Below are 13,490 nucleotides of genomic sequence, written 5' to 3' on the forward strand. Positions count from 1 at the left end.
CTGTAAAAGTAACGACGACCCTGCGAAGCGCCGACTATGGGCGGCGCTTCCAGAATCCTGGCCGGGGATAAGTGAAGTCTTTGCAAAGACTCCGGCAGTGTACAGGTCTTGCCTGAAAAGTCCGTGCGCCAGCGCACATAGCGGGGCCGTGCGACCCTAGCTGTTTGCCCGGCGGTAGAACGCCAGCGAGCCCGCCAGCGCCAGCAGCGCGCCGCCGCAAGCGCGGTCTATCCAGCGTGTGGCCGAGGCCTTGAGCAGGCGTATTGCGCGTGCGCCTATGAAGGCATAGCCGAACATGACGGAAAAATCGATGCCGGCGAATACCAGCGAAATGGCGAGGTATTGCGGTGCCTGGGCAGCAGCCGGGTCAATGAACTGCGGGAGCAGGGCTGAGCAAAAGAGGTAACCCTTGGGGTTGGTCACCGCCACCAGGAAGGACTTCATGAAAATTGCGCGGCTGCCGTGTTGCGTGCCGGCATTGCCTTCGGCGGGGATTTCAAATCCGCCGCGTGAGCGCAGCAGGCGAATGCCCAACCAGGCCAGGTAGACCGCGCCTGCCCACTTGAGCACCGAGAACCAGAACTCGGAGGCCGCCAGCAGCGCACCCAGACCGAGAGCTACGGCGCCTACCAGCACAAAGTCGGACACCACGGCCCCCAGCATGCCGGGCACGGAGCGGCGCACGCCGTAGCGCGAACCATTGGCCAGCGCCAGCAGGACGGTGGGGCCGGGCGTGGCAATAGCCACCAGTGCCACGATGGAAAAAAGCAGCAGGGTGGCGGTGTTCATGGTGCGGCTCCGCAACCCTGAGGTTTAAAAACACGCTCTTTCGAAGGCGGGTACTTGGCCAGCATGTCGGCCGGGCGGCGCGGCCGCGTGGTGAATTCACCGCCGCAGTTGGGGCAGACCCCTTTGAGCTTGGTGGTGACGCAGTCAACACAGAACGTGCATTCAAAGGTGCAGATGCGGGCATCGGGCGACTCGGCGGGCAGGTCGCGGTTGCAGCATTCGCAGTTGGGGCGGAGCTGGAGCATGCTGGGGTTTCCTGTGTAGATGGGACGGGAGTCACCGGATGCTAAAGAAAAACCGTTCAAGGGGAAAGCCCCTATGACAACTTCTTGACCAGCACCTGGCTCTTGCGGTCCCAGTTGTATTTGCGCTTGCGGCCTTCGGGCAACCAGTCCGGGTCTACCTGCACAAAGCCGCGCTTGATGAACCAGTGCATGGTGCGGGTGGTCAGCACAAAGATGCTTTGCAGGCCGGCGGCGCGGGCACGTTGCTCGATGCGTTTGAGGATTTTCTCACCGTCGCCCTGGCCCTGGCTTTGCGGCGACACGGTGAGCGCCGCCATTTCAGCCGTTTTGGCTTCGGGGTAGGGGTAAAGCGCCGCACAGGCAAAGATCACGCCGTCGTGTTCGATGATGCTGTAGTTGGCGGCGTCACGCTCGATTTCGGTGCGGCTGCGCTTGACGAGCGTGCCGTCATTTTCAAAAGGCTCGATCAGCTGCAGGATGCCGCCCACGTCGTCTTCCGTGGCTTCGCGAAGTTCTTCGAGTTTTTCATCGATCACCATGGTGCCGATGCCGTCGTGCACATAGATTTCCAGGAGCAGCGCGCCGTCTACCGCGAAGGGCAGGATGTGGCTGCGTTCCACGCCGGCCTTGCAGGCCTTGACGCAGTGCTGCAGGTAAAACGCGGTGTCGGTGGGGCGTTCCCCGTTGGGCAGGGTGGCTAGCAGTTTTTCGGCGGCGGCCAGCGGCAGCTCGGTGTCGATGGGGTTGTCTTCGCTTTCGGGCTGGTCGTGGTGGATGCGTATACCGGGAATTTCGCTCAGGAAGATCAGCTTGTCGGCCTGCATGGCGATGGCCACCGAAGTGGCGACTTCTTCCATGGTCAGGTTAAAGGCTTCGCCGGTGGGTGAGAAGCCAAAGGGCGAGAGCAGCACCATGGCGCCGAAATCCAGCACACGGCCGATGGCGGCGGTGTCCACCTTGCGCACCAGGCCCGAGTGTTTGAAGTCCACACCGTCGAGGATGCCGACCGGCCGCGCGGTGATGAAATTGCCCGAAATCACCCGTACCGTGGAGCCGGCCATGGGGGTGTTGGGCAGGCCCTGGCTGAAGGCCGCCTCAATCTCATAGCGCAGCTGGCCGGCGGCTTCCTGGGCACAGTCGAGCGCGACTTCGTCCGTGATACGCATGCCGTGCGAATATTTTGCGGCGTGCCCCTTGGCCTTGAGCTGCTCGTTGACCTGCGGGCGAAAGCCGTGCACCAGCACGATCTTCACGCCCATGCTCTGGATCAGTGCCAGGTCCTGGGCAATGTGCTGGAGCTTGCCCGCCGCAATCGCTTCGCCGGCAATGCCTACGACGAACGTTTTACCGCGGTGGGTGTGTATGTAGGGTGCGACTGAACGGAACCAGGGCACAAAGGTGAAATTGAAGACGGCAGACATGGGCGCGCTTTCGGGATCGGTTGTGGCGGGTCAAGGGCAGCCGGGGACGGCGCGGAAGGTGGCAAGCGGTCTCCCTGGGCGCTGTTTCCCCGGTAAACGGAAAAAGTCCAGTGAGTGTAAGGGAGACACAGCCGGCCTGAGGGATGCAAATGCCGGCTTTGGCGAGGGTGTGCTTTTTGCCGGCGTACTGCATTTGAGGGTTTGCTTAATGAGGGGCGGCGGGGTATGGTTCGGGTTCATGGACAAATACGCGATCGGGTTTTGGGGCTGCTATTTCGGGTCAGCCAGCCTGATGCTGGCCGGTTCAGCATTTGCCTATATCCGGTCCCTGCGGCGCATTGCCGTCAATGCGGCTGTCTCGGCAATCGCCTCGACGTTTTTTGTGGTGGCCTTCCTGGGCGGATTGCCGATCGAGAACGCCGATCTTCTGGACCGTTTCCTGGCCCATGTGGCCAGCGTGGTCTCTGCGCTACTGGCTTACCTGCTGTTTTCCATTCTTGGCATCCTGCGCAATCCGGACTCGGCCCGGCGCGCCTTGACCTGGTTGGCGAGCCTGGCTCTTCTGAGTATCGCGGCTGGCTGGGCATTGAGCCCGCGCCACGCCCTGGCGCTGAGCCTGGCGGTGGCGTGTTTTCTGGGGCTGGTGGCAATGGCGCTCAGTCTTCGCAGCGCCGTGCGGGGGGATCGCCTGGCCTGGGTGGCCGTCTCGGGCGTCTCCTTCATGCTGGTGGCCATTGCGGGGCTGAGCTGGGTGGCACTGGACCGTGCCCATGTGCCGTGGCAGGTGCACGCGGTGACCGCTGTCGCCGGCACGTGTTATCTGGCCACCATGGCGGCTGTGCTCTGGACCCGTTATTCCTACCTGATCGAGTTGAACCGGGCCATGGCACACGGCCCCAGCTACGACCCGGTCACACGCATGCGCTCGCACAGCGAAACCGGCAACATGCTGGAGGCGGCCTTCAGGCGTTACCGCGATGAACCCGTGCCGCTGGGCGTGATTGTGGTGTCGGTGGCCAATCTTTATGTGCTGGAAAAGCTCTATGGCCATGCGGCCGCCAACCACGCACTGTTTGTATGTGCCGGCCGGTTGCGCCGCACCGTACCCGCGCATGTGGAAATGGGGCGCCTGGAAGAGAACGGGTTTTTGCTGCTGATGCGCAATTGCCATGACAGCGGCCAGCTGATCCACCTGGCGCGCGGGGTCCAGGCCGCCCTGGCGCGGCCGGTGGTGCTTAACACCACACTGGAGGGTGATTTGGTAGGGAACCAGCAGACGCGCTGGGTTGCCGAGGTCGGCCTTGGCGTGCTGCGGGTCTCCAAATCCGATGCGCGCGCCTCTTCGGCAGTGAGCATAGGGCGAGGCATGTCGCGCACCGCGCTGAGCTACCCGAGCCGCATTGCGTGGTTTGACGAGACCAGTGGGGAAGCCGTCGACTTGCCTGTGCTGGCGGCCTGATCGCGGCGCCATAACCATAGCCGGTCCGCTGCGGGCTGGAACACCCGATAATTGAGCGCTCTGGCAGCGCTGCTGCCGCTTTTATCCTGCTCTGCTTGCCTTTTTCTTCGCCTCCATCCTTGTCTCCCCTCGCCATTACCTTTCCAGAGTCGCTGCCCGTTTCGGGCAAACGCGACGAAATCACCGCCGCCATGGCGGCCCACCAGGTCATCATTGTCTGTGGCGAAACTGGCTCGGGTAAAACCACCCAACTGCCCAAGATTGCGCTGGCCATGGGGCGCGGCAAGCTCAATTACCCGGCCGGACAGGGCCGCCTGATAGGCCATACCCAGCCGCGCCGTATTGCCGCGTCCAGCGTGGCCAAGCGCATCGCGGAGGAGTTGAAAACGCCGCTGGGCGACGTGGTGGGCTACAAGGTGCGCTTCCAGGACCGGCTCTCGCGCGACGCTTCCGTCAAGCTGATGACCGACGGCATTTTGCTGGCCGAGACGCAGACCGACCCGCTGCTCAAAGCCTACGACACGATCATCATCGACGAGGCCCATGAGCGCAGCCTGAACATCGACTTTCTGCTGGGCTACCTGCGCCAGCTGCTGCCGCGCCGGCCCGACCTCAAGGTGGTCATCACCTCGGCGACGATTGATGCGCAGCGGTTTGCGGATTACTTTGCTTCTGCCGCCCCGGCGCCGGGCCGCCCTAAGCCGGGCGACGCCCCCTCGGGGGGCAGCGACGACGCGCAGCGCGGAGCGTGGGGGTCAAAAATTCCGGCGCCGGTCATCATGGTGTCGGGCCGCATGTTTCCCGTCGAACAGCGCTACCGGCCGTTTGAGGAGTCACGCGAGCACGACCTGAACGATGCAATTGCTGACGCAGTCGACGAGCTCTGGCTGAGCCCGCACAGCGCAGGCGACATCCTGGTTTTCCTGCCCGGAGAGCGCGAGATCCGCGAGGCGGCTGACCACTTGCGCAAGCACCTGGCGCACCAGCCGCTGACGCGCAACGCCGAGGTGCTGCCGCTGTTCGCGCGCCTGAGCCAGGCCGAGCAGGACCGCATTTTTGACGGCCACAGTGGGCGGCGCATCGTGCTGGCCACCAACGTGGCCGAAACCTCGCTGACTGTTCCGGGCATTCGCTACGTGGTGGATGCGGGCACGGCGCGCGTCAAGCGCTACAGCTTTCGCAACAAAGTCGAGCAGCTCATGGTGGAGCCGGTGTCGCAGGCCGCGGCCAACCAGCGTGCAGGCCGCTGCGGCCGGGTGGCCGATGGCATTTGCATACGCCTTTACGACGAAAAGGACTTCCAGGGCCGCCAGCCTTTCACAGACCCTGAAATCCTGCGCAGTTCGCTGGCTTCGGTGATTTTGCGCATGAAGGCGCTGCACCTGGGCAATGTGGAAGAGTTTGCCTTTATCGAGCCGCCGCAGCGCCGCGCCATTGCCGACGGCTACCAGCTGCTGGCCGAGCTGGGCGCGGTGGACGAAGACAACGAGCTCACCGGCGTCGGCCGCACGCTGGCCAAGCTGCCGCTGGACCCGCGCGTGGGCCGCATGATTCTGGAAGCCAAGGACCGCAACGCGCTCGACGAGGTACTGGTGATCGCCAGCGCGCTCAGTGTGCAGGATGTGCGCGACCGCCCCATGGACAAACAGGCCCAAGCCGACCAGCAGCATGCCAAGTTCGATGATGAGAAGAGCGAGTTCAGTGGTTACCTGAAGCTGTGGAAATGGCTGGGCGACGCGCGTGGCGGCCACGGCACCGACCATAAACTGTCAAACCGCCAGTATGAGAACCTGCTGCGCGAGAACTACGTCAATATCCGCCGCGTGCGCGAATGGCGCGACATCCATTCGCAGCTGCATACGGTTGTGGGCGAACAGAAATGGGTCCTGAACGACAAGCCTGCCAGCTATGAGCAGCTTCATTTATCGATGCTGTGCGGCCTGCTCGGCAACATCGGCTGCAAGAGCGACGAGGAAGACTGGTACCTGGGTGCACGCGGCATCAAGTTCTACCGCCACCCCGGCGCACGCCTGAGCAAAAAGCCGGGCCGCTGGATTGTGGTGGCCGAGCTGGTGGAAACCACACGCCTTTTTGGCCGTGGCATTGCCAACATTGACCCGGCCTGGATAGAACAGGTGGCTGGGCATCTTTTAGCCAAGCAGCTGCTGGACCCGCACTGGGAGAAAAAGGCTGCGCAGGTGACGGCGCTGGAGCGTGCCACGCTTTACGGCCTGGTGGTCTATAACGGGCGGCGCGTCAATTTCGGCCGTGTCGACCCGGTCACGGCGCGCGAGATATTCATCCGTGAAGCACTGGTGGCCGGGAACTGGGACACCAAGCTGCCTTTCCTCGCGGCGAACCTGAAGCTGATCCAGCAGGTGCAGGATCTGGAACACAAAGCCAGGCGCCAGGACGTGCTGGTGGACGAGGAACTGATCTACGCTTTTTATGACCAGCAACTCCCGGCTGACGTACACAGTGGTGCAAGTTGCGAACATTGGTACAAGGAGGAAGTCAAAAAGCAGCCGCAGCTCCTGCTCTTGACGCGTGAAGAACTGATGCGGCATGAGGCTGCCGGCATCACTACGCAGTCGTTTCCCAAGACACTGCGAATGGGTGGTGTGGATTGCTGGGTCACTTACCTGCACGAACCCGGCGACGCGCGCGATGGCGTGACGGTGGATGTGCCGCTGTTCGCTCTCAACCAGGTCAATGAAGAGCGCTGCGAGTGGCTGGTGCCGGGCATGCTCAAGGACAAGGTGCAGGCGCTGATCAAGACGCTGCACCAGCGCCCGCGCTCGCGGCTGGTGCCGTTGCCCGATACCGCCGCCCGCATGACGGAGCAGTTGCTGCAACCCGAGGTGTTCGGCAGCGGCTCGCTGACCGATGCGGTGCTCAAGCTGGTGCGCGATGCGACCTCGCTGGACGTCAAGCGCAATGACATGAAGCTGGATATGCTGCCCCCGCACCTGTTCATGAACTTCCGCGTGGTCGACGAGCACGGGCGCCAGCTGGGCGCGGGCCGCAACCTGGGCGCGCTCAAGGGCGAACTGGGCTCGCAGGCACGGGGTGCCTTCCAGGCGCTGGCGGGACTCAAAAACCTGGCAAAAGCACCCGAATCTGGGTCCGAAAAGACGGTATCCACCGAAAATTCAGTATCAAATCGGCCTCCGGCCCAATCAGGACGTGCGCAAGCAGCTCCTGAAAAGATAGCACCCAGAGCGCCGGAGCGCTACACCAGCTGGAGCTTTGGCGAGTTGCCGGAGCTGATGGAAATCCGCAAGGGTTCGCAGACGCTGATAGGGTTTCCGGCGCTCATTGATTTGGGCGATGCGGTGACGATCGAGGTGTTTGACGAACCCGACGTGGCGGCCGCGAAGCACCGCGCCGGCTTGCGCCGGCTGTTCTCCCTGCAAATCAAGGATGCGCTGAAGTACCTGGAAAAGAACCTGCCGGAGCTGCAGAAAACGGCTACCAGCTACATGCTGGTGGGCCGCGCAGCCGACAATTCCGGCGGCGGTACGCTGGAGGAATTGCGCGAGCAGATCATCGAAGTGGCGCTGGACCGTGCCTTTTTGCTCGACCCGTTGCCGACGCACGAAGCCGAGTTCAAAAAACGCATCGACGATGGGCGAGGGCGCCTGACCTTGATTGCCAGCGAGGTGGCCCGGCTGGCTGCCGGCATCCTGACCGAGTTCGCTGTGGCCCAACGCAAGATCAAGGACACGAAAAATGCCGCCGAAGCCGCGGCAGATGCCGCCCAGCAACTGCAGCGCCTCGTACCCAAACGCTTTCTGACGGCCACACCTTATGGGCAACTGCAGCATTTCGCACGCTACCTCAAGGCCATCACGTTGCGGCTGGAAAAATGGCGCGCCGACCCGGCACGTGATGCCGCACGGATGACCGAGTTGCGACCGCAGGAGCAGCGTTACTGGCGGCTGGTGGCTGAGCGAAAAGGCGCGGTGGATGCGCGCATGCAGGAATTCCGCTGGTTGCTGGAAGAGCTGCGTGTGAGCTTTTTTGCGCAGGAGCTGCGCACACCGCAGCCGGTCAGCATTAAGCGGTTAGAAAAGGTCTGGGCTCAGCTCAATAGCTGAGTCCAGACCTTTCGGCGAAGGCTAACAACTGCCGAAGGCTTGTTATGCCGCCGCTAAAAAGCGTGGCAGCAACTGAATAGTTGAAACAGGCTTGTGAGATGGGAGCGCAAAAAAATGGCCTTGCAATGCAAGGCCATTTTTCCTGGTGAATCACCAACGGAAGGTGCGGACTAGATGCGTCCCATCAGCAGCAGGATGACCAGGATCAACACCACCAGGCCGACACCCCCGCTGGGCCCGTAACCCCAGCTGCGGCTGTGGCCCCAGGTAGGCAAAGCGCCGACCAGGATAAGAATAAGAACGATCAGCAGGATAAGGGATAGGGACATTTGAAGCACTCCTTGTTATGTGAAGTGATTCTTTCCCGGTGCGGGGCGCAAACAAGCAGGATGAACGCCTGTCCAGCCGTCGGCAAATACTGACAGCCTTGGCTTACATGCGAGGCTTGCCGCGTTTACAACTTGGCCAGGCGCTGCAGCGCCGTGTTCAATGTTTCGTCTTTTTTGGCAAAACAGAACCGCACCACGCGCTGGTCAAAGCCGTTGCCGTAAAACGCCGACAGGGGAATCGCCGCCACGCCGATTTCAGTGGTCAGCCATTTGCAGAACCCGGCTTCGTCCAGGTCACTCACGTCGGAGATGTCCACGCACTGGAAGTAGCTGCCTTCGCTGGGCAACAGCTTGAAGCGGGTTTTGGCAAGGCCTTCGCGAAAGAGGTCGCGCTTGCGCTGGTAGAAGGCCGGCAGGTCCAGGTAAGGCTGCGCATCGGCCATGTACGCGGCAAGCCCGTATTGCACAGGGGTATTCACGGTGAAGACGTTGAACTGGTGCACCTTGCGGAACTCGGTGGTCAGTGCTGCGGGTGCGGCCACGTAGCCGACCTTCCAGCCGGTGACGTGGTAAGTCTTGCCAAAGCTGCTGACAATGAACGCACGCGCGGCAAGGCCGGGAAAACGTGCGGCGCTTTGATGGATGCGTCCCTGGGCCGCATCGAACACCATGTGCTCATAGACTTCGTCGCTGATCAGCAGGACGTCAGTGGGCGCCAGAATGTCCTGCAGCGTGAGCATGTCGGCCTCGGTCCATACCGTGGCGCTCGGGTTGTGGGGCGAGTTGACGATGATCGCCCGTGTCCTGGATGTGATCGCTGCGGAAATTTTGTCGAAGTCGGGCCGGAAGGTACCGGGCGTGAGGGGAACGCGCACCACGACGCCACCGGCCAGCTCGATGTTGGGCACGTAGCTGTCGTAGCAGGGCTCCAGCACGATGACCTCGTCGCCGGGGTGAACGACAGCCAGGATGGCCGTGATGATGGCCTGCGTGGCGCCCGCGGTAATGGTGATCTCGGTGTTGGCGTCGTAGCGGTGACCGTAAAGTTTGGCCACCTTGGCTGAGATGGCTTCGCGCAGCGCCGGAACGCCCGTCATGGGCGGGTACTGGTTCAGGCCTTTTGTCATCGCGTCCGTGACGGCGTTGACCAACTGTGGGTCACACTCAAAATCAGGAAATCCCTGGCCCAGGTTGACAGCGCCTTTTTCAGCAGCCAGTGTGGACATCACCGTGAAGATGGTGGTGCCGACAGCGGGCAGCTTGGTTTTGAGATCTGGAGTTCGTTCGAGGATCATGGTCATGATTGGGCTGGATGTGTTTCTTTTGCAAGCGGCCGCGGCGGAACCGGCTTTGCCGGGCCGCTTGCGGCGCCCCCTGAGGGGGAGGCGGGCGAAGCCCGCCACGGGGGGGAGTCAAACCTCATAGTCATTGACACGGCCAGCCATGGCCTTGGTGATCAGGGCGCGGTCCAGCTTGTCGCTGAGCAGTTCGGCGAATTTATAGACGAAATTGCGAAGGTAGGCGCTGCGCTTAAAGGCCACGCGGGCTACGTTGATACCGAACAGCGGGCCGGCCGCGATGGCAATCAGGTCGCTGTTGGTGCCGTCTTCCTTGATGGCCATTTCTGCGACGATGCCCACGCCCAGTCCCAGGCGCACATAGGTCTTGATGACGTCGGAGTCAATCGCCTCGAGCGCAATGCGCGGCTGCAGGCGCTTGGCGGCAAACGCCAGGTCGATCTTGGTACGGCCGGTGAAAGACGGGTGGTAAGTGATCAGGGGTTCTTGCGCCAGGTCTTCCAGCGTGATGTTGTCTTTTTTGGCCAACGGATGGTCAACAGGAATGACCAGCATGTGCTGCCATTCGTAGCAGGGCAGGGTCACCAGGTCTTCGTACTGCGTCAATGATTCGGTCGCGATGCCGATTTCGGCCACCTCATCAAGCACCATGCGCGCCACCTGGTCGGGAGAGCCCTGGTGCAGGCTGACATTGACTTTGGGAAAGGCTTCACGCAGCTTGGCAACGGGCTGCGGAAGCACATAACGGGCTTGCGTATGGGTGGTGGCAATGGAGAGGGTGCCGCTGTCCTGGGCAGAAAACTGCTCGCCAATGCGGCGCAGGTTGCCGACTTCGCGCATGATGAGTTCAATGCTTTTGAGGACGTGTTCCCCGGGTTCCGTCACGCGCTTGAGGCGTTTGCCGTGCCGTGCAAAGATTTCGACGCCGAGTTCCTCTTCAAGCTCGATGATGGCCTTGGATACGCCGGGCTGCGAGGTGTGCAGGGCCTTGGCGGTCTCTGTCAGGTTCAGGTTGCGCCGGATGGCCTCCTGGACGAAGCGGAATTGGTGAAGGTTCATATCGAATTCAGGCTAATTATTGGTTTTATTATGCCTGTTTTACGCTAAAGAGGAGCCCAACCGCCGTACCGATGCGCCATGCCTCCACGGTTATGACAAGGCAATGCTGGCCATAAGTGCGGTCAATTCGCGGTATTCCCCGGCTGCAGGCAGAAGCTCGACTTCTACGCCTGGATGTGCCAACCTGACGCGTTCGACCAGCAGCGGCAAGTCTTCCCGGGCGTGCTTGCCTATACCAAAGAAAAGCGGAAACACCCTTATATGGCGGGCGCCAGAAGCTATTAAATTTGTAGCGGCTTCAGGCAATGAAGGTGGGCAGAGCTCCAGGTAGGCGCAACTGACAGGGGTGCCGGGCTCGCGGAGACGGACTTGAGCGGCAACCGCCTCAATGGGGTCGCGCCACTGCGGGTCGCGCGAGCCATGGGCAAGCAGGATGATGCCGCGCGGCGTATGGGCCAGGGACGTCATGAACGGTAGCGTCCGTTAACGCCTGAGCACCAGCCAGCCAAACGCGCCCAGCGAGACGGCCATATAAAGCAGGCCTGGCGTGGCAGCCGCAAGCCAGGGCTGCCAGTTTCGCAGGTTGCCGATATAGCCGAACACGTTGTTGAGCAGGAAGAAGCTGATGCCGATCATCACACCGGCGAACACGTAGCCGGCGATGCCGCCGGAGCGAAAGTGAAGGTAGGCAAAAGGCAGCGCCAGAATCACCATCACCAGGCAGCTGAGCGGGTAAAAGACTTTTTTCCAGAACTCTATTTCATAGCGTTGCGCGGTCTGCCCATTGGCGTCCAGGTGACGGACGTAATTGAACAGGTCAATGGTGCCCATGCGCTCAGGCTTGAGCAGCGCCACCGAAACCATTTCAGCGCTGATTTCGGTAGGCCAGCGAAAGCTCTTTAGCACTGTGCGGTTGACCTTGGCGCTGCCTCCGGGTTTGGCGGCGCTGCTGGCGCCGGCTGGAACATCAAACTCTGCGCGCGTGGCCTGGTTCAATTCCCAGGCATCGCCGGCGGTGAACGCTGCCAGCGGCGCCTGTGTGGTGGAGACGATCAGTCCCTTGTTGTTGAACTCGAAAATCTGCACACCCTGCATTTCGTTGTCGGGAGTAAGCGCCCTCACATTGACCACAAAGGTGTTGTAGGCCTGCTTTTCCTTCAGCCAGGCACCGGTTTGGCCGATGGTGATCTTGTTCTGGTAGCGCGCCTTGAGCAGCTGTGCGGCCCGTTCGCTGGCAGGCGCCACATAATCGCCCACGGCGAAACTGAACACCACGAACAGCGCCCCCAGGACCAGCAGCAACTTCAGCGCGCGCCAGGGGCCGAGTCCGCTGGTGCGCAGGATGGTGTATTCGGAGCTCTGTGCCAGCCGGGCCATCACAAAGATGGTGCCGATCAGGACGGAGATCGGCAGCAGCTCGTACAAATGATTGGGAATCAGCAGGCCTACATACAACAATGCGTGCCTGATCTGGTAGATATCGGCTGCGTTGATGCCGCTGCTCTTGCCGAGGTATTGCAGTTCATCGACCAGGTCAAAAAAGAAGAACAGGGCCAGGAAGCCCAGTGCCACCAGGGCGATGGCAGCCAGCACTTCACCGTAGATCAGGCGGCGTATGGTTTTCATGCGTGGCTTTCACTGTCACGTACGGCCAGCGGTGTACGGTTGATGCGCCGGGCGGGCCGCAGCGTCCAGTTGAACTGCCGCTTGGATAGCCAGGCCAGGGCCAGCAGCAGGACGCCGCCATGCAGCGCCAGCAGGAAGTTACTGAAACTGATGAGGCCCACAAAAATCCAGCTTTGCCCGAGGTTGACCAGGTTGTTGTAGACCACAAACGTCAGCAGCACAAAGATCATGTTGCCGCTGCGGCCACCGCGCGGATTCACGCTGGCCAGGGCCACCGCCAGCACGACAAAGTTGATGGATGCCAGCGCCAGCCCCAGCCGCCACGCCAGCTCGCTGAGGTTGCCGCGGGTCGGCGCCTTGATCAGGGAGCGGGTGGACAGCAGTTTGGCTTCCGGTGCGTTTTCGGTCAGCGGATTGTTATCGCCGGTTTTGGTGCCGTACTCTTCGAAGTCGCTGATTTTGAGCGCCGATTGCCCGATCACGTTTTCCAGGCGCTGGCCGTTTTCGAGCATGAGGAACTGCGCGTCACCTCTGGCCTCGATGCGGCCCGAGCGGGCCGTGGTGATGGAACTCTTGCCCTTTTCGGTCGCAGCGATGAAGACGTTGTTGCTGGAGCGCTCGCCCGCCAGGTCGCGGTCGATGAAGAAAACCCGGTTGCCGCTGGAGGATTCCTGGAACTGGCCAGGGGCAATGCGGTCAAGGTCGCCGCGCTGCTCATAGCGGCTTTGCATGTCTTTGGTTTGCTGGTTGGTCCAGGGCCAAACAAAAAGAGCCATCAGCGTGATGACCAGCAGGACAGGCCATGCAAAACGGAAAAGCGGCCGCAGAAAACCCGACAGGCCCTGACCGCTGGTGAACCACACCACCATTTCGCTGTCGCGGTACATGCGCGACAAGGTACTGACCATCGCAATAAACAGCGACAGCGTGAGGATGGTCGGCAGGCGTCCCAGCGCCGAGTAGGCCATGAACAGCATGACGTCCTGCGGATTGATGAAACCGCGCGATGCCTGGCCCAGGGTGCGGATCAGAACAATGGTCATCACGATGGTGACCAGGACGACCAGCGTGGCCCCAAAACTGCGTGCCAGCTCTTTGCGAATCGTGGATTGGAATAACATTGACTGAATATCTGCCTTGGCTTCGTTTTATTTTTTGTTTTAC

General features: G+C 61.6%; 11 protein-coding genes. 2 read left to right on the forward strand and 9 right to left on the reverse strand.

Features of this window, described 5'->3' with window-relative positions:
• Positions 1-156: 156 nt before the first annotated feature.
• The 3 genes from ACXJKE_RS22100 to argA all read right to left on the reverse strand — a co-directional run bounded on the left by ACXJKE_RS22100 (position 157) and on the right by argA (position 2,455).
• Positions 157-789, reverse strand: a complete 633-nt coding sequence (locus ACXJKE_RS22100; protein ID WP_457282736.1) for a LysE family translocator — start codon at positions 787-789, stop codon at positions 157-159.
• A complete protein-coding gene (locus ACXJKE_RS22105) occupies positions 786-1,034 on the reverse strand; it encodes a DUF1272 domain-containing protein (protein WP_457282737.1) in 249 nt (82 codons plus the stop codon). The genes ACXJKE_RS22100 and ACXJKE_RS22105 overlap by 4 nt, the downstream gene beginning before the upstream one ends.
• A 71-nt stretch (positions 1,035-1,105) precedes the next feature.
• Entirely contained in the window at positions 1,106-2,455 is a 1,350-nt protein-coding gene (gene argA, locus ACXJKE_RS22110) for an amino-acid N-acetyltransferase (RefSeq protein ID WP_457282738.1), read from the reverse strand.
• Positions 2,456-2,693: 238 nt separating this feature from the next.
• On the opposite strand from argA, the gene ACXJKE_RS22115 reads away from it, so the two are divergent.
• Both ACXJKE_RS22115 and hrpA read left to right on the forward strand, forming a co-directional pair.
• Complete coding sequence (locus ACXJKE_RS22115) at positions 2,694-3,914, forward strand: diguanylate cyclase domain-containing protein (protein ID WP_457282739.1); 1,221 nt, start codon at positions 2,694-2,696, stop codon at positions 3,912-3,914.
• A gap of 119 nt (positions 3,915-4,033) precedes the next feature.
• Positions 4,034-8,014 carry an ATP-dependent RNA helicase HrpA gene (hrpA, locus tag ACXJKE_RS22120; protein ID WP_457282740.1) on the forward strand — a complete coding sequence of 1,327 codons (3,981 nt, stop codon included), beginning with the start codon at positions 4,034-4,036 and terminating at the stop codon, positions 8,012-8,014.
• A gap of 170 nt (positions 8,015-8,184) precedes the next feature.
• Here the strand turns inward: hrpA and ACXJKE_RS22125 are convergent, their stop codons facing one another.
• From ACXJKE_RS22125 to lptF, 6 genes are all read right to left on the reverse strand, one after another.
• Positions 8,185-8,343, reverse strand: a complete 159-nt coding sequence (locus ACXJKE_RS22125; RefSeq protein ID WP_457282741.1) for a DUF3309 family protein — start codon at positions 8,341-8,343, stop codon at positions 8,185-8,187.
• 125 nt (positions 8,344-8,468) lie between these two features.
• A complete protein-coding gene (locus ACXJKE_RS22130) occupies positions 8,469-9,644 on the reverse strand; it encodes a pyridoxal phosphate-dependent aminotransferase (protein WP_457282742.1) in 1,176 nt (391 codons plus the stop codon).
• Positions 9,645-9,755: 111 nt separating this feature from the next.
• Positions 9,756-10,700: a CysB family HTH-type transcriptional regulator gene (locus ACXJKE_RS22135; protein ID WP_457282743.1), complete on the reverse strand. Its 945-nt coding sequence runs from the start codon at positions 10,698-10,700 to the stop codon at positions 9,756-9,758.
• Positions 10,701-10,790: 90 nt separating this feature from the next.
• Entirely contained in the window at positions 10,791-11,168 is a 378-nt protein-coding gene (locus ACXJKE_RS22140; RefSeq protein WP_457282744.1) for a sirohydrochlorin chelatase, read from the reverse strand.
• Between the two features lie 15 nt (positions 11,169-11,183).
• Positions 11,184-12,326 (reverse strand): LPS export ABC transporter permease LptG, encoded by a 1,143-nt coding sequence (gene lptG, locus ACXJKE_RS22145; RefSeq protein ID WP_457282745.1) that lies wholly within the window; start codon positions 12,324-12,326, stop codon positions 11,184-11,186.
• A complete protein-coding gene (lptF, locus tag ACXJKE_RS22150; protein ID WP_457282746.1) occupies positions 12,323-13,447 on the reverse strand; it encodes an LPS export ABC transporter permease LptF in 1,125 nt (374 codons plus the stop codon). The genes lptG and lptF overlap by 4 nt, the downstream gene beginning before the upstream one ends.
• Positions 13,448-13,490: the final 43 nt, after the last annotated feature.

Source organism: Polaromonas sp. P5_D5 (genome assembly GCF_054049435.1).

Excerpts from the sequence above, each read along its gene's own strand:
- ACXJKE_RS22100 (WP_457282736.1), bottom strand. The coding sequence starts at position 789 with ATGAACACCGCCACCCTGCTGCTTTTTTCCATCGTGGCACTGGTGGCT.
- ACXJKE_RS22105 (WP_457282737.1), bottom strand. The coding sequence starts at position 1,034 with ATGCTCCAGCTCCGCCCCAACTGCGAATGCTGCAACCGCGACCTGCCC.
- argA (WP_457282738.1), bottom strand. The coding sequence starts at position 2,455 with ATGTCTGCCGTCTTCAATTTCACCTTTGTGCCCTGGTTCCGTTCAGTC.
- ACXJKE_RS22115 (WP_457282739.1), top strand. The coding sequence starts at position 2,694 with ATGGACAAATACGCGATCGGGTTTTGGGGCTGCTATTTCGGGTCAGCC.
- ACXJKE_RS22125 (WP_457282741.1), bottom strand. The coding sequence starts at position 8,343 with ATGTCCCTATCCCTTATCCTGCTGATCGTTCTTATTCTTATCCTGGTC.
- ACXJKE_RS22130 (WP_457282742.1), bottom strand. The coding sequence starts at position 9,644 with ATGACCATGATCCTCGAACGAACTCCAGATCTCAAAACCAAGCTGCCC.
- ACXJKE_RS22135 (WP_457282743.1), bottom strand. The coding sequence starts at position 10,700 with ATGAACCTTCACCAATTCCGCTTCGTCCAGGAGGCCATCCGGCGCAAC.
- ACXJKE_RS22140 (WP_457282744.1), bottom strand. The coding sequence starts at position 11,168 with ATGACGTCCCTGGCCCATACGCCGCGCGGCATCATCCTGCTTGCCCAT.
- lptG (WP_457282745.1), bottom strand. The coding sequence starts at position 12,326 with ATGAAAACCATACGCCGCCTGATCTACGGTGAAGTGCTGGCTGCCATC.
- lptF (WP_457282746.1), bottom strand. The coding sequence starts at position 13,447 with ATGTTATTCCAATCCACGATTCGCAAAGAGCTGGCACGCAGTTTTGGG.